This window comes from Mycobacterium sp. JS623, assembly GCF_000328565.1.
Lineage (GTDB): Bacteria > Actinomycetota > Actinomycetes > Mycobacteriales > Mycobacteriaceae > Mycobacterium.
The window spans coordinates 5,027,772-5,046,193 of the sequence record NC_019966.1; the positions used below are offsets into that span (position 1 = coordinate 5,027,772).

The window sequence follows — 18,422 nt, forward strand, 5'->3', positions numbered from 1 at the left end:
CGGTGCTAGAATGGTCCGATACACGGTTCCTGCTGGGGCCGTGTATTGCTGCTTTTTGTGCGCGGGTTAGGCGTTGATGATCGCGGCAATACACGCAGGAAGCTCCCGGCGCCGTAGACACGAGACTTCTTACGCGAACAAGCGCGAGAGCAACGACGACAGGAGCGCGAAGACATGACCGACACCCAGGTCACCTGGCTGACCCAGGAGGCGTATGACCGGCTGAAGGCAGAGCTCGATCAGCTGATCGCCAACCGACCGGTCATCGCAGCCGAGATCAACGACCGCCGCGAAGAGGGCGATCTGCGCGAGAACGGCGGCTATCACGCCGCCCGCGAGGAGCAGGGCCAGCAGGAGGCCCGCATCCGCCAGCTGCAGGAGCTGCTGAACAACGCCAAGGTGGGCGAGGCCCCCAAGCAGTCCGGCGTGGCGCTGCCCGGCTCCGTGGTCAAGGTCTACTACGACGACGACAAGAGCGACACCGAGACGTTCCTGATCGCCACCCGCCAGGAGGGCGTTTCGGACGGCAAGCTCGAGGTGTACTCCCCCAACTCGCCGCTGGGCGGCGCGCTGATCGACGCGAAGGTGGGCGAGACCCGCAGCTATCAGGTGCCTAACGGCAACACCGTCAAGGTGACGCTGGTCAGCGCCGAGCCCTACCACTCCTAGGTCGCGGCTCAGCCGCGTCCCTAAGTCGCGACCACGTCAGGGCGCGGTTTACAGTCCGCCTATGGCGCAGATCGCCGAGGACCTTTTTCTGCTGCTACTGGACAACGCGTCCGCGCAGCCGGGCCTTGACCGCTCCCGCCGGGAGCGGGTGCTCACCGGCGCGGTGTTGCTCGATCTCGCGCTCGCTTGTCGAATCCGGCCCGCGATGGCCGGTGAGCCGGTTGAGACCGGCCGGCTAGTGGCGCTATCGGCGCCAGGCCCAATGGATCCGGTGGTCGCACCCGCGTTCGAGCTGTTGCAGCGACGGCCGCTGCGTCCCGCGACTGCGGTCAAGCGGCTGTCCAAGCACACCGAGGAGAACCTCGCCAACTACCTGGAGTACATGGGCCAGATCCGCCGTGTTCGGTTGAACTCCAGACGGTTTGGCCATCCCTATGCCTGGCCGTTGATCAACAGGGACCGGGTCGCACACGCACGCTCGGCGCTGCTGGCGTCGTTGTTCGACCGCAGACCGCCCGCCCCGCCGACAGCGGCCATCATCTCGCTGCTGCACGCCGTCGACGGTCTCGGAGCGCTGCTGAGCCTCAATGACCGCGGCTGGCGGTGGGTGCACGCGCGCGCAGGCGAAATCGCCATGGGCAGTTGGGTTGACGAGTATCCGACCGCGCTGCCCGAGGTGAATCTGGCGATCACCGCGTCGGCGGTGCGAAGCGCGCTAGCTTCTTAGCGCCTGCTCCACGTCGGCGAGCAGGTCGGCGGGATCTTCAATGCCGACCGACAGTCGCACCAGGTCGTCGGGCACCTCCAGCTGCGAGCCCGCGGTCGACGCGTGCGTCATCGCGCCCGGATATTCGATCAGCGACTCGACCCCGCCCAACGACTCAGCAAGAATGAAAATCTCTGTCCGAGAGCAGAAGTCGTGCGCCGCTTGCGGTCCGCCACGCATTCGCACCGACACCATGCCGCCGAAAGCGCTCATCTGTCGCTTGGCTACTTCGTGGCCGGGATGGCTGGGCAGGCCCGGATAGAGCACGGTTTCGATTGCCGGATGGTTGTCGAGGAACTCGGCTACCGTTGCGGCGTTCTCGCTGTGCTTCTGCATCCGCAGCACCAGCGTCTTGAGCCCGCGCATCGTCAAGTACGCATCGAATGGACCCGGCACCGCGCCCGCGCCGTTCTGCAGGAAGGCGAACGCGTTGTCGAGTTCTTCGTCGTTCGTCAACAGCGCGCCGCCGACCACATCGGAGTGTCCGCCGATGTATTTCGTCGTCGAATGCAGCACGATGTCGGCGCCGAGCGTCAGCGGCTGCTGCAGTGCGGGCGAGGCAAACGTGTTGTCCACCAACACCTTTATGTTCGACGGCGCCGCTAGTTGTGCGATCGCGGAGATGTCGGCGACCGACAGCAATGGGTTGGTCGGTGTCTCCAACCAGATCATGCGCGTCTTCGGTGTGATCGCCTCGCGGACAGCGTCGACGTCAGACAGCGCGACCGCCGAGTAGCCGATCCCCCACTGCGTGAACACCTTGTCGATCAGCCGGAAGGTACCACCGTAGGCGTCGTCGGGCATGACGATGTGATCGCCTGGCCGGAGCACCGCGCGCAGCACACAGTCGGTGGCCGCCATACCTGAGGAGAAGGCCCGCCCGAACGTCGCCTCCTCCACCGCGGCCAGCGACGCCTCGAGCGCCGCGCGCGTCGGGTTGCCGGTGCGGGCGTACTCGAATCCTCCGCGCAACCCGCCGACGCCGTCCTGCGCGAACGTCGAACTCGCGTAGATCGGGGCGTTGACCGCGCCGGTGCCCGGGTCTGGTCGAAAACCCGCGTGGATGGCCTTCGTGGCCAGGCCCTGGTATTTGTGCTCAGTCATCCCGCTCAGCGTATCGAGGCCCGGATGGCCGCTTCGCCGGTGTAGACATGGACCATGCCTACCCGGATCGAAGACCTGCTCGACCTCGACACGCTGTTGACGCCCGAAGACATCGAGTTGCGGCAGACGGTGCGCCGGTTCGGCGAACAACGACTGCGCCCGCACATCGCCGACTGGTTCGAGGCAGGCGAGGTGCCGGTTCGCGAACTGGCCGCCGATCTTGGCAAGCTCGGCGTGCTGGGCATGCACCTGAAGGGCTACGGCTGTGGCGGCTCGACCGCGACGGCCTACGGCCTGGTGTGCCAGGAGCTCGAAGCCGTCGACTCCGGTCTGCGCAGCCTGGTCTCGGTGCAGGGGTCGCTGGCGATGTTCGCGATCTACCGCTGGGGCAGCGAGGAGCAGCGCAAGCAGTGGCTGCCCGCGATGGCCACCGGGGACGTCATCGGCTGCTTCGGGCTGACCGAGCCGGACTTCGGCTCCAACCCCGGCGGCATGCGCACCACCGCGCGCCGCGACGGATCGGACTGGATCCTCAACGGTTCGAAGATGTGGATCACCAACGGTTCGGTGGCCGACGTCGCGATTGTTTGGGCCCGTTCCAAGGAGGGCATCATCGGCTTCGTCGTGCCCGCAGGCACCAAGGGCTTTTCGGCGCGCGATATGACGCACAAGCTGTCGCTGCGCGCATCGGTCACCTCGGAGCTGCATCTCGACGATGTGCGGTTACCCGCTGACGCTCAATTGCCCGACGCCTCGGGCCTTTCGGGTCCGCTCGCCTGCCTGAGCGAGGCGCGGTTCGGCATCGTGTTCGGCAGCGTCGGCGCCGCCCGCGACTGCTTGGAGACCGCTCTGGATTACGTCGGCACCCGCGAAGTGTTCGAAAAGCCGCTTGCGGGATATCAACTGACGCAGGCCAAGATCGCGGATATGGCGGTCGAGCTTGGCAAGGCGCAATTGCTTGCGCTGCACCTTGGCCGACTCAAGGACGACGGCCGTATCCGGCCGGAGCAGGTGAGCGTCGGCAAACTCAACAACGTGCGTGAGGCGATCAAGATAGCGCGGCAATGCCGAACGCTGTTGGGCGCCAACGGAATAACACTCGAATATCCGGTGATCCGGCACGCCAACAATCTGGAGTCCGTGCTGACCTACGAGGGCACGTCCGAGGTACACCAGTTGGTCATCGGAGAGGCGCTGACGGGCGTCAGCGCCTTCCGATGAGCGTCGTTACTGCTGTGGCGGTGGACCGAACTGCTGCGGTGGTGGCCCACCGAACTGCCGCGGCGGCCCCGGCGGCAGCGGCTGCGGATTCAGCGCAGCGATCTGCCCGCCGGTGAGGCGACGGTAGGCGTACACCACATAGAGCACGGAAACGGGGGCGGAGACAAGCACCCCAACGCCGCACGCGATCAGACCGACAGTGAAGATCACAGCTGCCAGCAGCCAGGTCAGAAGCACCTGAACGAAGTTCACCTTGGCGATGTCGATGCTCGCCTTGATGCCGTCTATCGGCGACAGGCTTCGGTCGACGATAGCGACAGCGGTGAAGAGCGTAAAGATCGCGATCACGATGCCCAAAATGAAGCAGAGCGAACCGATTACGGACGCAATGCCGATGAGCACTGTCGCGATGATGACGCTGCCGACCATTCGGGGCCTGAAGAAGGACCCGATCGAAACAGGTTGTCCGTTCGCGATATCCAGCGCTCCACCGTAGTACGCGGACTGAATCGCCGCGACCGCGACCAACAGCACGATCCCGCCGAGCACCAACACGGCGATACTCGCAACGCCGAGCGAGCTGCTCGCCGAATACTCGAAACCGCCGCCATACGAGTCGTACGTGGTGACGGGGCTGGGAGCCAACGCGAACGCGATGCCGTAGACGATGCCGTAGAGCACACCCACGATCACCGCGTAAACCAACGTCGCCACGACGAGCGCCGCGGCGTTCTCTCGGAACTTACCCCATGCCCACGAGAAGGCCTCGCCGACGCTGATTTGTGGCGCCGCAGGCGCAAATCCACCGGGCGGCGGGTATCCACCAGGTGGCGGATAACCACCCGCCGAAGGGGGCGGATAACCCTGTGGCGGCGGTGGATAGCTCTGTGGGGGCGGTGGCGGATAGCTACCCGGCGGTGTAGGCGGTGGGTAGCCGCCGCCGGGTGGCGGGGGTGGGTAACCGCTCGGCGGAGGCGGTGGCGGGTAGCCGCCCGGGGGAGGCGGCGGCGGGTAACCACCGGGTGGTGGGGGCGGATTGTTCCCCGGCGGCGGGGGCGGTTGATCGGTCATTGACCCTTCCTCATTACTGCTGCGGCGGCAGCGGTTGCGGATTGAGCGCCGACTGTTCTATCGGCACACATATCGTCGACATGATCTTGTCAGCGATGGTCTGCCGTTTGGCATCCCACAAAGGGAACAGGAAACCGATGTAGCAGATGATCGCGTCGACGACGTGGGCGATCTGACGGACGATCGACATGCCGAAACCGATTGGCTGGCCGGTCTTCTCGCTGATCACTTTGAATTTCATCACCGACTTGCCGATGCTCTGGCCGGTGGTGCCCTGGCGGTAGCCCACATTCCAGATCCCATAGGCGAACGCGACGAGATACGCCGCGATGTAGGCGATCATGCCGAAAGCCGTCATCGACGAGGTGCAGTAGTAGCCGTATTCGTACTGGCCGCTGCCGCCCGTGCACTGGTTGGCGGCTGTGCCGAAGGCGATGCCCGCCCCGATACCCAGCACCACCGCCGCGGGCACGATGTCGATGACGTATCCGACAACGCGCGTAAACCACGCTGTGTACGCCTCTTTCGGCAACGCGGCCGCCGGCGGTGACGAGGGGGGCTGGTCGGTCACTGAATCTCCAGAAGTCGCCTAGATCGGGAGTGCGACCGTGCTGATGATCTTGTCCACCAACGTCTGCCGCTTTTGGTCCCATAGCGGGAACAGGACGGCGACGAGCCAAATGATGCCGCAGATGCCGGCGGCCACCAGGTAGATGAGCTCGCGCACAAAAGACATCCCGAAACCGATTGGCTGGCCGGTCTTTTCGCTGACGATCTTGAACTTCATGATGCCCTTGCCAATGCTCGAGCCCGTGGTGCCCTGGCGGTAGCCGAAATTCCAGACCCAATACGCGAAAGCGATGATTCCCACGACGATCATCGACACCTGGCCAAGCGTCGACGCACCGGTCGCGCAGTACTCGCCGAGGTTGTACTCGGATGTGTCGGTGATGCATGCCGTTTCGCGGGTGCCGAGGAGCAATCCCCATCCGATGGCTTCCAGGATGATGATCGGGATGGCGTCGATGAGATACGCCAGCACGCGGGTGGGCCACGGCGTGTACGCCTCTTGGGGCAACGCCAGACCACCGGCGGGAGCAGACGGTGGATAGCCGGTCGCGACCTGCGGCGACTGTTGGTAACCACCACCGGCAGGCGGAGGTGGAGGCGGCGGGTAACCAAAGCCCTGCGGCGGAGGAGGTGGCGGATAACCACCGGGTGGAGGTGGCGGAGGCGGATAGTTACCAGGAGGTGGTGGCGGTTGATCGGTCATGGACGCCTTCCAGTGTGGAATTAGCTGGCAACGAGCGTGCTCACCCTAACCTGAGAGGTCCCCAATAGCAGGGCTTTCCACCCGGATTCGATCATGAAAACCCGCGTCGGGCATATCACTATCGGCGGGTTTTGCCGTCGGACAGAAAGCCCAGCAGGTCGTGACGGGTCAGCACGCCGACCGGCTTGCCTTCCTCAACCACCATCACCGCATCGCATTCGCGCAGCGTCTTGGCCGCATTGCTGACCAGTTCCCCTGCACCGATCAACGGCAGCGGCGGGCTCATGTGCACCGATACCGCGTCGGCGAGCTTCGCCCGGCCCTCGAACACCGCAGACAGCAGTTCCCGCTCCGACACGCTGCCTGCGACCTCACCCGCCATCACCGGCGGCTCTGCGCCGACGACCGGCATCTGCGACACGCCGTACTCACGCAGGATGCTGATCGCGTCGCGCACGGTTTCCGACGGATGCGTGTGGACCAGGTCGGGCAGCGCACCCGACTTGCCCCGCAGTACGTCACCGACCGTCGACTCCTCGACCGAACCGTCCAACCGAGTGCGCAGGAAGCCGTACGACGACATCCACGCATCGTTGAAAACCTTTGAGAGATAGCCTCTTCCGCCGTCGGGCAGCAGCACGACCACCAGCGCGTCAGGGCCGGCCTTCTCGGCGACCTTGGCCGCGGCGACGACGGCCATGCCGCACGAGCCGCCTACCAATAGTGCTTCTTCGCGCGCGAGGCGCCGCGTCATCTCGAAGGAGTCGGCGTCGGAGACCGCGATGATCTCGTCGGGCACCGTCGGGTCGTATGCCGACGGCCAGAAGTCCTCGCCGACGCCCTCGACCAGGTAGGGCCGCCCGGTGCCCCCGGAGTACACCGATCCCTCGGGGTCGGCACCGACGACCTTGACCTTCCCGCCGGAAACTTCCTTGAGGTAGCGGCCAGCACCGGTGATGGTGCCGCCGGTGCCGACGCCCGCGACGAAGTGCGTGACCTTGCCGTCGGTGTCGGCCCAGATTTCGGGGCCCGTCGTTTCGTAGTGGCTGGCCGGCCCCATCGGATTGGAGTACTGGTCGGGTTTCCACGCGCCATCGATCTCTTCGACCAGCCGATTGGAGACGCTGTAATAGCTGTCCGGATGATCGGGCGGCACAGCAGTCGGGCACACCACCACGTCGGCGCCATAGGCGCGCAACACATTCTGCTTGTCCTCGCTGACCTTGTCGGGGCAGACGAAGATGCATTTGTAACCGCGCTGCTGGGCTACCAGAGCTAACCCGACGCCGGTGTTGCCGGAGGTCGGCTCGACGATGGTGCCGCCGGGCTTGAGCTCACCGCTGGCCTCGGCGGCGTCGATCATCTTGACCGCGATGCGGTCCTTGGCGCTGCCGCCGGGGTTGAGGTATTCGATCTTCGCCGCGACGGTGCCGGCGCCGTCGGGAACAACTGAGTTCAGCTGTACCAGAGGCGTATTGCCGATGAGCTCACTGATGTGCCGGGCGATGCGCATGCGTCCATCGTCTCAGGCCCGAGAATCGACTACCAGGTCGCCTCTCGGATGTAATCGCCGATCTGCTTCAGCGACCGGCTGGCCTCGGCCACCATGGGGGCGGCCAGCTGGAACACATGCATCTGGCCGGGCCAGACGCGCACCTCAACCGGCACGCCGGCGGCGGCCAACATGTGTGCGGCCTTGCGGGCGTCGCTGACCAGAACCTCGGATCCGGACACATGAATCAGCGTGCGCGGAAGTCCGGGCTCGATGTGGTCGAGTGGCTCGTAGACCTCTTCGGGCTTGCCGTCGACGATATGTCGTTCGGCGGCCTCTTCGATTAGCTCGACGAGCGCGTGAAATGCCTTGGGCGGGAACATCACATCGGTGCGGACGTTCGGGTGGTTGGCCCGGGTTTCGTTGTCGATCTCGAACAGCGGCGACATGGTCACTATGGCGGCCGGCGTCTCCCCGGCCAGGCCCTCCTGTTGCAGCTTCTCGGCCAGCGCCAGGGCCAGGTACCCGCCCGCGGAGTCGCCTGCAAGCACGATCTGGTCGGGTTCGTAGCCCTTGAGGCGCAGCCACTTGTAGGCCTCGTAGCAGTCGTCGAGCGCTTGCCCCACGGAGTGCTTGGGGATCATGCGGTAGTTGACGAGTAGCACCGGGCTGTCGGCAAATTTCGAGAGCGCGGTCACCATTCGACCGTGCGAGTTGGCGCCGCAGGTGAGGAACGCGCCGCCGTGCATGTAGAGAATGACGCTGTGCTTGCCGTCAGCGGGAAGTACGCCACCGGCGCGGACCAGCTGCGCAGTGCAATGCGGCAAAGATATGGTGGCGCGAACGGTGCCGGGAGTTGGCCGCATGACACGCGAAACGAAGTCGACCAAACCCCATGGCCAGGGCAGGCGTGGCGCATAACTACCGATTGCTAGCGTGGGTCGAATAGTTAGCAGAGCCGCGAGAGCAGTCAGCCGCCCAGCGAGACTGGGACCGTCTTCGACAACCTCTACGGGCGCGCCGTCACTGACCGGAAATTTTCGTGGTCTACGCGAGCTAGCTGGGCTGACGCCAGCATGAGACGCTCTCGATACCTTGCTCGGTGCCGTCATCGCCACCACTCCTACGCCTGTGTAGTGCCGGGGTGCCCCAGACTTAACTGGGCTAACCCAACGAGGTTAGCTTGACACCCTATAGACCATTCAACAATTAACTTTTCAAAATCGATACCGGACTTGATACCGCAATGTGACCGCCGGCCGGGTCTTGCCACGCGGAAAGCCCCCGATTTCCCACATAAACTTGTCCCGTGCGCATTCGTGTGGGGCGTCGGTCGACCATCGCCCTGGCGGCGGCAGCCGGGCTGGCTTCCACGGGCACCGTTTACGTCGGGGCCCGTAACCTACTGAGCGGGCAGGCTGACCAGGCGCGACAGGTCATACCCAAGTCGTGGGACATCCCCCCGCGCGCCGACGGCGTATATGCGCCCGGCGGCGGTCCATTCGAGAAGTGGCACCGCGGGATCCCGTTCGATCTGCACCTGATGATCTTCGGCGACTCCACTGCTGCGGGCTACGGCTGCCAGGTCGCCGACGAGCTGCCCGGTGTGCTGATCGCGCGGGGGCTGGCCGAGGAATCCGGCAAGCGCGTGCGGCTCAGCACCAAGGCGATCGTGGGCGCGACGTCGAAGGGGCTGTCGGGCCAGATCGACGCGATGTTCGTCGCCGGCCCGCCGCCGGATGCTGCCGTGATCATGATCGGCGCCAACGACATCACCAAGCCGAACGGCATCGGGCCGTCGGCGCGCAGGGTGGGCCGGGCGGTGCGGCGGTTGCGCGCCAGCGGCGCCGTCGTTGTGGTCGGCACCTGCCCGGACTTCGGGGTGATCACCGCGATCCCGCAGCCACTGCGCTGGGTGGCACGCAGCCGCGGGCTGCGGCTGGCGCGCGCGCAGGCCTCAGAGATCCGGTCGGCTGGCGGTGTGCCCGTTCCGTTCTCGGACCTGCTGGCGCCCGAATTCCGAAAGATGCCCGAGGTGCTGTTCTCCCACGACATGTTTCACCCGTCGGCCGCCGGATACGCGTTGGCGGCCAGCCAGCTGCTGCCCGCGCTCGGTAAAGCTTTGCCGGAGTTCATCGGTCACCCGGTCGCCCAAGACGCTTTGGAGCAGCGATCGGCCGATCACAGCTCGTTGCTGGCCCGCGTGACCAACGTACGCAGGCTGTGGCGTCGCTCGACCGGGGTGCCCGCACCCATCGTGGTGCCCGCCAGCTAGGTTTCTCCTATCACTCGATACGAGGAGCCGTCATGACTGAAGCCGTCATCGTTTCGACCGCGCGTTCGCCGATCGGCCGCGCAGGCAAGGGTTCACTGGTCGATATGCGGCCGGATGACCTGGCCGCCCAGATGGTGCGCGCGGCGCTGGACAAGGTGCCGGGGCTCAACCCCCGCGAGATCGACGACTTGATAATGGGATGCGGGCAGCCTGGCGGTGAAGCCGGCTTCAACATCGGCCGTGCGGTAGCCGTCGAACTTGGCTACGACTTCCTGCCCGGCACCACCGTCAACCGGTACTGTTCGTCGTCGCTGCAGACCACGCGGATGGCCTTCCACGCGATCAAGGCAGGCGAGGGCAGCGCGTTCATTTCCGCTGGGGTGGAAACGGTTTCGCGGTTCCCGAAGGGCACTTCTGACGGCTGGCCGGACTCGCACAACCCGCTGTTCTCCGATGCGGAGCAGCGCTCAATGCAGGCTTCGGCCGGCGCCGAAGAGTGGCACGATCCGCGTGCCGACGGGCTGCTGCCCGACGTGTACATCGCGATGGGTCAGACGGCCGAGAACGTCGCGATCCACACCGGCATCAGCCGCGAGGACCAGGACCACTGGGGTGTGCGCAGCCAGAACCGCGCCGAGGAGGCCATCAACAACGGCTTCTTCGATCGCGAGATCGTCCCGGTGACACTGCCCGACGGCTCGACGGTTTCCAAGGACGACGGGCCACGCGCAGGCACCACCTACGAGAAGATCAGCCAGCTCAAGCCGGTGTTCCGGCCGAACGGCACGATCACCGCGGGCAATGCGTGCCCGCTGAACGACGGCGCCGCCGCGGTGGTCGTGGTGTCGGACGCCAAGGCTCGCGAATTGGGGCTGACGCCGTTGGCGCGCATCGTCGCGACGGGCGTGTCGGGGCTGTCACCGGAGATCATGGGCCTCGGTCCGATCGAGGCGACGCGGAAGGCACTGGCCAACGCGGGCATGACGATCGACGACATCGACCTGTACGAGATCAACGAAGCGTTCGCGGTGCAGGTGCTGGGCTCGGCACGCGAGTTGGGGATGGACCTCGACAGGCTGAACGTGTCCGGCGGCGCGATCGCGCTGGGTCACCCGTTCGGTATGACGGGCGCCCGCATCACTGCGACGCTGCTGAACAACCTGCAGACCCATGACAAGCAGTTCGGTCTGGAGACGATGTGTGTCGGCGGCGGCCAGGGCATGGCGATGATCGTCGAACGGCTGGCGTAGCCAGCGTTCCACTGGCTTTCGTTTCTGCTGCGAAACTGCGGACAGATCGCGCATTCACGAAATTTCACGATCTGTGCGCAGTTTCGACCGCCACGCGCGATCCAGTCGACGGAGAACGTCCACCGAACTATTCGCTTTGACGACCCTGATCCGCGTCCAGCCAATCACGTCGAGATCCTCGGACCGGAGGATGTCATAAGCGAACTGAGCCGGGTCGTTGCGATGCTGCTCACCGTCGTACTCAACGGCGAGCTTCAGGTCCTCCCAACCCATGTCGAGGTAATACCAGCCACGGCCATCCGGTCTCGGCACCGGAATCTGCGTCTGCGGTCGCGGATATCCAGCGCGAATCATCAAGAGCCGCAACCACGTTTCCTTCGGCGACTCTGCGCCGGGGTCGTACAGATCGAGCGCGACGCGTAGCTGAAGCATCCCGCGGGCACCGCGGTGGTGATCAGCGATCACACGCACATCGTCGGCCTTGAAGCGCGTTGCATTACCGAGTGCGTCGAGGCGAGCAACAGCATCGTCGAGTCGACCTCTGCGTCCGATGTCGAAGGCGCTGCGTTCGACAGTCGTGATGCGCATCTGTTCGTACTCCGCCAATTCGTCAGCGCGAAGCCGCATGTCATATGTCCGAAGCCCGCGCGGCCGCCGGGCGTTGGACCAGATCAGCTCGATCGGTAGGTCGTTATCCACCCATCTCGCCCCATGGAGCGCCGACGCCGTCACGCCCGCTATGACACCTTCACGATGCGAGTACAGCCAACCGGCCCTCGCGCGCTCACGCAGCGTCAACACCGCATCTTTCGGTACGTAGACATCCGGGAACTCCGGGCGGTATTCGGCTCGAAGTTCATGCTTCCGAATCGCGCCATTGTTTATCGCCTCACTGCCGATAAACGGACCGTCGAGCATCTCCATGACTCGACTGTCGCTCGTCAGCCTCCGCGAAACTGCTCACAGATCGCAATCTGTGGATGAATGGCGATCTGTGAGCAGTTTCGGCGCAACGCCCTATGCGCAGAATCAACGACAAAGGCCCGGCACATTTCGTGCCGGGCCTTTTCGTCGGGCTGCTAGTTACTGCTATTGAAGTAAGACAGCAGCCGCAGGATCTCCAGGTACAGCCAGACCAGCGTGACGGTCAGGCCGAGCGCGATGCCCCACGCCGCCTTCTCCGGCGCACCTGCGCGGATCGCCTGGTCGGCCTGATCGAAGTCCGCCAGGAAGAAGAACGCCGCGAGGCCGATCATCAAGAGCGAGAACAGGATCGCCATCGGGCCACCGTCGCGCAGCGGTCCGGCGCTGTGGGTGAACAGCCCGATCACCAGGTTCACGAGCATCAGCACGACGGCACCGAAGCCTGCGGCAACAAGGAAGCGGGTGAACTTCGGCGTCACGCGAATGGCGCCGGTCTTGTACACCACGAGCATGCCGAAGAACACGCCGAACGTGCCCACGATGGCCTGGCTGATCAGCGCGCCCGCGCTGATGCCCGACACCATCAAATTGGCGACCACGAACGAGAACGCGCCGACGACCAGGCCTTCACATGCCGCGTAGCTCAGCACGATCGCCGGGTTGTCCTGCTTACGGCCGAAGATCGCGACCAGGATGAGCACCAGGCCACCGATCATCCCAACCATCAGCAGCGGCGTGGCAAGCGCGAGGTTCTGCGCGACCAAGAAGTAGGCGGCCACCGCGACCGCTGCCAACACGCCGAGCGTGATGCCGGTCTTGGTGACGACGTCGTCGATGGTCAGCGGCCGCGCAACGCCCGCCTGCCGCTGCTCGGGGTACGCGCCGGCGTATGGATCGGCCTGTACCGCCTGCGTACCGTAGCCGGCGGCTCCGGTACCGAATTGCGCATAACCGCCCTGCGTCTTAGGCAGGGATCGAAATACCGGGTTGCTGGTCTCGCGCACCGTCGGTTCCTCTCGTGTGCTGTGGTTCGGCAAGTTGGCGAACACACTCTCAACGTTCAACTACCTGGCATCGGTTCCCGAGAGAATCTCCCAGCTAGTTCACAGGAAACCCTACCCGGCGCTGGCGTTATCCGGGCGACGATCTAGATTGCATAAGCGTGGCGGAAAACGAGGATGTCCTAGTAACTGTTGAGAACGGCCTCGGCCTGATCACCCTCAACCGCCCCAAGGCGATCAACTCGCTGACCCACCCCATGGTCACCACGATGTCGAAGGTGCTCGCCGACTGGGAGCAGGACGACAGCGTGCGGGCGGTCGTAGTCGACGGCGCCGGTGAGCGTGGCCTGTGCGCCGGCGGCGACATCGTCGTGATCTATCACAGTGCGCGCGCTGACGGCGCCGAGGCGCGACAGTTCTGGTACGACGAGTATCTGCTCAACGCGCAGATAGGTCGTTTCAACAAGCCATATATCGCGCTGATGGACGGCATCGTGATGGGCGGCGGCGTCGGGGTCAGCGCGCACGGCAGTGTCCGCGTCGTCACCGACACCACGAAAATGGCGATGCCCGAAGTCGGTATCGGCCTGATCCCCGACGTCGGCGGCACGCTCATTTTGTCTCGGGCACCGGGGCGGCTCGGCCTTCACGCCGCGCTGACGGGCGCCAACTTCGACGGCGCAGACGCGATCGCGCTCGGCTTCGCCGACCATTTCGTGCCCCACGACAAGTTGTCCGCCTTCAAGGATGCGATCATCGCCGACGGCATCGAAGCTGCGCTGGCCGCGTACACGCAAAAGCCGCCCCCGAGTCAGCTACTGGCGCAGCAGGATTGGATCGACCGCTGCTACGCCGGCGACACCGCCGAGGACATCATTGCGGCGCTGCGCGCACATGACACGAGCCCCGCCGGCCGCATTGGCGGCATCGCCGCCGTCGACGCAGCCAACCTGATCGCCAGCCGCTCCCCCATCGCGGTCTCCGTGGCGCTGGAGGCCATCCGTCGCGCCGCCAAGCTCGACACACTGGAAGACGTGCTGCGCCAGGAGTATCGGACGTCCTGCGGATCCTCGCGCTCGCATGATCTAGTTGAGGGCATCCGCGCCCAGGTCATCGACAAGGACCGCAACCCGAAATGGTCGCCTGCGTCGCTGGCGGCCGTCACCACCGCCGACGTCGAGGCCTACTTCGCGCCGGCCGACCGCGAACTGGAGTTCTAAAGATGAATGACGAGACCAGATTCTCCGCTATCTTGGTCACCCGTGACGATCGCGTCGGCACCATCACGCTGAACCGACCGAAGGCGCTCAATGCGCTCAACAGTCAGGTGATGAACGAAGTCGTCACGGCTGCAGCCGAATTCGACAACGACCCGGGCATCGGAGCGATCATCGTCACGGGCTCCGGCGAGAAGGCGTTCGCCGCCGGCGCGGACATCAAGGAGATGGCCGAGCTGTCGTTCGCCGACGTGTTCGCCGCGGACTTCTTCGCGGCGTGGGGCCGCTTCGCCGCCACCCGAACCCCCACCATCGCCGCGGTCGCGGGTTACGCGCTCGGCGGTGGCTGCGAGCTGGCGATGATGTGCGATCTGCTGATCGCCGCCGATACCGCGAAATTCGGCCAGCCCGAGATCAAGCTCGGCGTGCTGCCCGGGATGGGCGGCTCGCAACGGCTCACCCGTGCGATCGGTAAGGCCAAGGCGATGGACCTGATCCTCACCGGTCGCAACATGGATGCCGAAGAAGCCGACCGCGCCGGCCTGGTGTCGCGCGTGGTGCCCGCCGACAAGCTGCTCGACGAAGCAAACGCCGTCGCGAAGACCATCGCAGGTATGTCGCTATCGGCGTCTCGGATGGCGAAGGAGGCCGTCAACCGCGCGTTCGAAAGCACGCTGGCCGAAGGGCTGCTCTACGAGCGCCGGCTGTTCCACTCTGCGTTTGCCACCGACGACCAGACCGAAGGCATGAACGCGTTCACCGAGAAACGCCCCCCGAACTTCACGCACAGGTAAATTTCCGTCCGTGACGGACACGGCGGAGACCACCGAGGACACCCCTCCGCAGGAGAAGCCCGCCAAGAAGCCGTGGTGGGAGCGGCATTACACCTTCACCGGCACGGCCGTCGGCCTGGTCTTCATCTGGCTCTCGCTGACGCCGTCGCTGCTGCCGCGCGGGCCGTTGTTCCAAGGCATCGTCAGCGGTGCCGCAGGCGCCATCGGTTACGCCATCGGCGTGTTCGCGGTATGGCTGGTGCGCTACATGCGCTCGAAGGACACCAGCCCGCCGGCACCGCGGCAAGCGTGGCTAGGACTTCTGGTCATCGGTGTCATCGGTCAGATTCTGATGATCATCTACTTCCACATCTGGCAGGACGATGTGCGCGACCTCAACGGCGTTCCGCGCCTTGGGTTCTGGGACCACCCGCTGACTGCGGTCCTGTCGATCGTTGTGCTGTTCGCGTTGGTCGAAATCGGCCAGCTGATAGGCAGATTCGTGCGCTTCCTAGTGCGCAAAGGGGATCGCTTTGTGCCGCCGCGTATTTCGGCCGTCATCGTCGTAGGCCTGCTTCTCGCGTTGACCATCGCGCTGCTCAACGGCGTGGTGGCTCGTTTCGCCATGAGCACCATCAACAAGACGTTCTCGGCCGTCAACGACGAGACCGACCCCGATTTCCCGGCGCCGACGTCGAGGCTGCGGTCAGGCGGGCCGGAGTCGCTGGCGAGCTGGGAGTCGTTGGGCCATCAGGGCCGGGTGTTCGTGTCCGCAGGCCCGACGGTCGACGAGCTCACCACGTTCAACGGCGCACCGGCGATCGAACCGATCCGCGCCTACGCGGGACTGCATTCCGCCGACGGCATCAAGGCGACCGCCAAACTGGCCGCCGAAGAGCTGCGCCGCGAGGGCGGGCTGGACCGCGCCGTGGTCGCCGTCGCGACCACCACCGGCACCGGCTGGATCAACGAGGCGGAGGCGTCCGCACTGGAGTACATGTACAACGGCAACACCGCGATCGTGTCGATGCAGTACTCGTTCCTGCCGAGCTGGCTGTCGTTCTTGGTCGACAAGGAAAACGCGCGCCAGGCCGGCCAGGCGCTGTTCGAAGCCGTCGACGCCTTGGTCAGGGAGCTACCCGAGGGCAAGCGCCCGAAGCTCGTCGTATTCGGTGAAAGCCTGGGCTCGTTTGGTGGCGAGGCGCCGTTCCTCGCCCTCAACAACCTCATCGCTCGCACCGACGGCGCGCTGTTCTCCGGGCCGACGTTCAACAACACGATCTGGGAAGACCTGACTCGCAACCGCGACAAGGACTCCCCGATGTGGCTACCCATCTACGACAAGGGCGACAACGTCCGCTTCGCGGCGCGTTCAGAGAACCTCGGCAGGCCAGCGGATCCGTGGGGCCACCCGAGGGTGGTGTACCTGCAGCACGCTTCCGATCCGATCGCGTGGTGGAACGTCGATCTGCTGTTCTCCAAACCGGATTGGCTGAAGGAACCACGCGGCTACGACCTGTCGCCGCGGATGGAGTGGATCCCGATCGTGACGTTCCTTCAGGTGTCCGCCGATATGGCCGTCGCGGTCGACGTGCCCGACGGGCACGGCCATGTCTACGTCAGGGACGTCGCCAACGCCTGGGCCGCCATTCTGCAGCCACCGGGCTGGACGCCGGAGAAGACCGAGAAGCTGCGCCCCCTGCTATCAAACGACGAAAACGCTTAGACCAGAACACCTTCGGCCTTCAAAGCGTGGTAGCCGCCGACCACGTCGGTGGCGCGGTGCAGTCCGAGATCGACGAGCGCAGCGGCGGCCAAGCTCGAGGTGTAACCCTCCGAGCACAGCACGACCCATTCGACGTCGTCACCGACGGCCTGCGGCAACCTGGCGTCGCTTGTCGGATCGCAGCGCCACTCGAGCACATTGCGCTCGATCACCAGAGCGGCGGGCACGTCGCCCTCGCGCTCACGCTGAGCCTGCGGACGGATATCGACCAAGAGCGCACCACGCTCGAGTGCCGCGGGCACCTCACGCGCAGAGAGCCTGCGCAGCCGCGAGCGGGCCTGATCCAGCACCCTTTCGATTCGACTCATCATCCCTCCGGAGCATCTGTGAGTTCGGTTCGCTTGCGGCGCAATGTCTTCCGCTCAGTCACCTCGTAGTAGGACATCGCCGTCAGCGGCGGGGAATATGCATGCACACTGAGCGTGGGGTTGACCGGCGTCGACAGATCCCGCTCGGGTGTCCAGACGACGTCATGCACCCAACCGAGCGGGAAGGCGGCCTGATCGCCGGCCCGAAGGCGGCGGCGGCGCAACGCCTCGCCGTCCCAACGGGTCTCCCGCAGTGCACCGGACACCACCGTCAGCGCGCCCAGCGAGCCGCCGTGGTCGTGCAACTCGGTCGAGCGATCCGGCACCCAACTGATCAGCCAGACGTCGAGTTCGTCGTCGCCGTGCAGTCGAGTGAACCAGCGCTCATCCGTCGGTGGCCCGTCGGCGGGCAGCAACCTCTCGAATCGGCCCGAAAGTACGTCGTCGGCGTAGCGATCGGTGGCTTGCATCAGGTCCGGCAGCCGCAGGCGGGTCGGCGAGGACACTGCGGGGGCGGCAGAGGACAACACAGCAGGCTGTGCGGAAACCATGACGGACTCCAGAAATGACGGGAACGGATCGGGCGGTCGGCGCTAGGGCCGACAACACTCGCCGAGGGGGCCGATGGCCCGCGCGAGAAATCCGATCGTCACGGCCACCAGTGTGGCATCGCTTAATGGGGGCGCGGCGGCGCACACCGGGGCCGCATCCACGCGTTTCGGTAACCGGCCTGCTCAAGCGCGCTAATCTCACTAGATTCACGATGAACTTAACTCGGTGTCCCGTTATGGGACGAGGCGCCAGAGCGGGCGCGGTCGCGTTGCATAGATTGGGCGGCATGCGCAGGTACCCCCAACGCGTCGTCCTGTTGGTTGCTTTGATGGTGCTCGCGATCGCCGGGTGTTCGTCGAATGAACAGAAGCCGTCGACGCCGACGACCTCTACGAGCGAGCCGCCGCCTCTGCCTGCGGCACCCGCACAGCCAGGAGCGATCGGCGTCTCCCCCGGCGGCGTCACCACCAGGGTCGACGTCCCGGCCGACGCAACGGAATCGCAGTACGGGCAGGCCTGCCATGCGGCCAAGGTCTGGATGGACGAGCAGCACGCCGACGACCCGAAGACGCTCGTCGAGCCGTACCTGAAGCTGATCCAGGCGCCCGACTTCATCGGGCCGGGGAACTTCAATACCCCGTGGGCAAACCTGACGCCTGCGCAACAGGCGGGCGTCATCGTGGCCATCACCGCCGCGGGCAACGGCCAGTGTGAGTAGCCGCACCGGCGCAAAATAGCGG

Annotated in this window: 18 protein-coding genes and 1 pseudogene; 9 read left to right on the top strand and 10 right to left on the bottom strand. The window is 65.3% G+C overall.

The features are described from left to right. Nucleotides 1-174 precede the first annotated feature (174 nt). Nucleotides 175-669 carry a transcription elongation factor GreA gene (greA, locus tag MYCSM_RS24500; RefSeq protein WP_015308864.1) on the top strand — a complete coding sequence of 165 codons (495 nt, stop codon included), beginning with the start codon at nt 175-177 and terminating at the stop codon, nt 667-669. A 61-nt stretch (nt 670-730) separates the two neighbouring features. Continuing rightward, nucleotides 731-1,396, top strand: a complete 666-nt coding sequence (locus tag MYCSM_RS24505; RefSeq protein WP_015308865.1) for a GOLPH3/VPS74 family protein — start codon at nt 731-733, stop codon at nt 1,394-1,396. Here the strand turns inward: MYCSM_RS24505 and MYCSM_RS24510 are convergent. Further along, complete coding sequence (locus MYCSM_RS24510) at nt 1,385-2,539, bottom strand: cystathionine gamma-synthase (protein WP_015308866.1); 1,155 nt, start codon at nt 2,537-2,539, stop codon at nt 1,385-1,387. The genes MYCSM_RS24505 and MYCSM_RS24510 overlap by 12 nt on opposite strands. A gap of 54 nt (nt 2,540-2,593) precedes the next feature. Between MYCSM_RS24510 and MYCSM_RS24515 the strand changes: the two genes are divergently transcribed. Then, nucleotides 2,594-3,760: an acyl-CoA dehydrogenase family protein gene (locus tag MYCSM_RS24515; protein WP_015308867.1), complete on the top strand. Its 1,167-nt coding sequence runs from the start codon at nt 2,594-2,596 to the stop codon at nt 3,758-3,760. A gap of 804 nt (nt 3,761-4,564) precedes the next feature. Here MYCSM_RS24515 and MYCSM_RS39130 read toward each other — a convergent pair. The 5 genes and pseudogenes from MYCSM_RS39130 to MYCSM_RS24540 form a co-directional block, all read right to left on the bottom strand. Next, nucleotides 4,565-4,831 (bottom strand): annotated as a pseudogene (locus tag MYCSM_RS39130) (hypothetical protein); the annotation flags it as partial. A 13-nt stretch (nt 4,832-4,844) separates the two neighbouring features. Next, entirely contained in the window at nt 4,845-5,402 is a 558-nt protein-coding gene (locus tag MYCSM_RS24525; RefSeq protein WP_015308869.1) for an RDD family protein, read from the bottom strand. An 18-nt stretch (nt 5,403-5,420) separates the two neighbouring features. Beyond that, nucleotides 5,421-6,104, bottom strand: coding sequence for an RDD family protein (locus MYCSM_RS24530; protein WP_015308870.1), 684 nt, complete (start codon nt 6,102-6,104; stop codon nt 5,421-5,423). A gap of 118 nt (nt 6,105-6,222) precedes the next feature. Further along, complete coding sequence (locus tag MYCSM_RS24535) at nt 6,223-7,617, bottom strand: cystathionine beta-synthase (protein WP_015308871.1); 1,395 nt, start codon at nt 7,615-7,617, stop codon at nt 6,223-6,225. A 29-nt stretch (nt 7,618-7,646) separates the two neighbouring features. Beyond that, a complete protein-coding gene (locus MYCSM_RS24540) occupies nt 7,647-8,708 on the bottom strand; it encodes an alpha/beta hydrolase fold domain-containing protein (RefSeq protein ID WP_015308872.1) in 1,062 nt (353 codons plus the stop codon). A gap of 197 nt (nt 8,709-8,905) precedes the next feature. Here MYCSM_RS24540 and MYCSM_RS24545 point away from each other — a divergent pair, with 197 nt between their 5' ends. Together MYCSM_RS24545 and MYCSM_RS24550 are read left to right on the top strand one after the other, a co-directional pair. Then, the gene (locus MYCSM_RS24545) at nt 8,906-9,871 is read left to right on the top strand and encodes an SGNH/GDSL hydrolase family protein (protein WP_015308873.1); all 966 of its coding nucleotides are present in this window, start codon (nt 8,906-8,908) and stop codon (nt 9,869-9,871) included. Nucleotides 9,872-9,903: 32 nt separating this feature from the next. Next, nucleotides 9,904-11,121, top strand: coding sequence for an acetyl-CoA C-acetyltransferase (locus MYCSM_RS24550; protein WP_015308874.1), 1,218 nt, complete (start codon nt 9,904-9,906; stop codon nt 11,119-11,121). A 54-nt stretch (nt 11,122-11,175) separates the two neighbouring features. Here MYCSM_RS24550 and MYCSM_RS24555 read toward each other — a convergent pair whose 3' ends face one another. Beyond that, nucleotides 11,176-12,039, bottom strand: coding sequence for an endonuclease domain-containing protein (locus MYCSM_RS24555; RefSeq protein WP_015308875.1), 864 nt, complete (start codon nt 12,037-12,039; stop codon nt 11,176-11,178). Between the two features lie 161 nt (nt 12,040-12,200). Beyond that, nucleotides 12,201-13,049: a Bax inhibitor-1/YccA family protein gene (locus tag MYCSM_RS24560; RefSeq protein ID WP_015308876.1), complete on the bottom strand. Its 849-nt coding sequence runs from the start codon at nt 13,047-13,049 to the stop codon at nt 12,201-12,203. A 158-nt stretch (nt 13,050-13,207) separates the two neighbouring features. On the opposite strand from MYCSM_RS24560, the gene MYCSM_RS24565 reads away from it, so the two are divergent. Genes MYCSM_RS24565 through MYCSM_RS24575 form a run of 3 tightly spaced genes read left to right on the top strand, consistent with a single transcriptional unit; the run spans nt 13,208 to nt 16,762 of the window. Further along, a complete protein-coding gene (locus MYCSM_RS24565; RefSeq protein ID WP_015308877.1) occupies nt 13,208-14,266 on the top strand; it encodes an enoyl-CoA hydratase/isomerase family protein in 1,059 nt (352 codons plus the stop codon). A 2-nt stretch (nt 14,267-14,268) separates the two neighbouring features. Further along, complete coding sequence (locus MYCSM_RS24570; RefSeq protein ID WP_015308878.1) at nt 14,269-15,057, top strand: enoyl-CoA hydratase; 789 nt, start codon at nt 14,269-14,271, stop codon at nt 15,055-15,057. Between the two features lie 10 nt (nt 15,058-15,067). After that, a complete protein-coding gene (locus MYCSM_RS24575) occupies nt 15,068-16,762 on the top strand; it encodes an alpha/beta hydrolase (protein ID WP_015308879.1) in 1,695 nt (564 codons plus the stop codon). Here MYCSM_RS24575 and MYCSM_RS24580 read toward each other — a convergent pair. Beyond that, the gene (locus MYCSM_RS24580; protein WP_015308880.1) at nt 16,759-17,130 is read right to left on the bottom strand and encodes a rhodanese-like domain-containing protein; all 372 of its coding nucleotides are present in this window, start codon (nt 17,128-17,130) and stop codon (nt 16,759-16,761) included. The two genes, MYCSM_RS24575 and MYCSM_RS24580, sit on opposite strands and share 4 nt — an antisense overlap. Beyond that, nucleotides 17,130-17,681 carry a cysteine dioxygenase gene (locus MYCSM_RS24585; RefSeq protein ID WP_015308881.1) on the bottom strand — a complete coding sequence of 184 codons (552 nt, stop codon included), beginning with the start codon at nt 17,679-17,681 and terminating at the stop codon, nt 17,130-17,132. The genes MYCSM_RS24580 and MYCSM_RS24585 overlap by 1 nt, the downstream gene beginning before the upstream one ends. A 287-nt stretch (nt 17,682-17,968) precedes the next feature. Between MYCSM_RS24585 and MYCSM_RS24590 the strand changes: the two genes are divergently transcribed. Then, nucleotides 17,969-18,400 carry a lipoprotein LpqV gene (locus MYCSM_RS24590; RefSeq protein ID WP_051073810.1) on the top strand — a complete coding sequence of 144 codons (432 nt, stop codon included), beginning with the start codon at nt 17,969-17,971 and terminating at the stop codon, nt 18,398-18,400. Nucleotides 18,401-18,422: the final 22 nt, after the last annotated feature.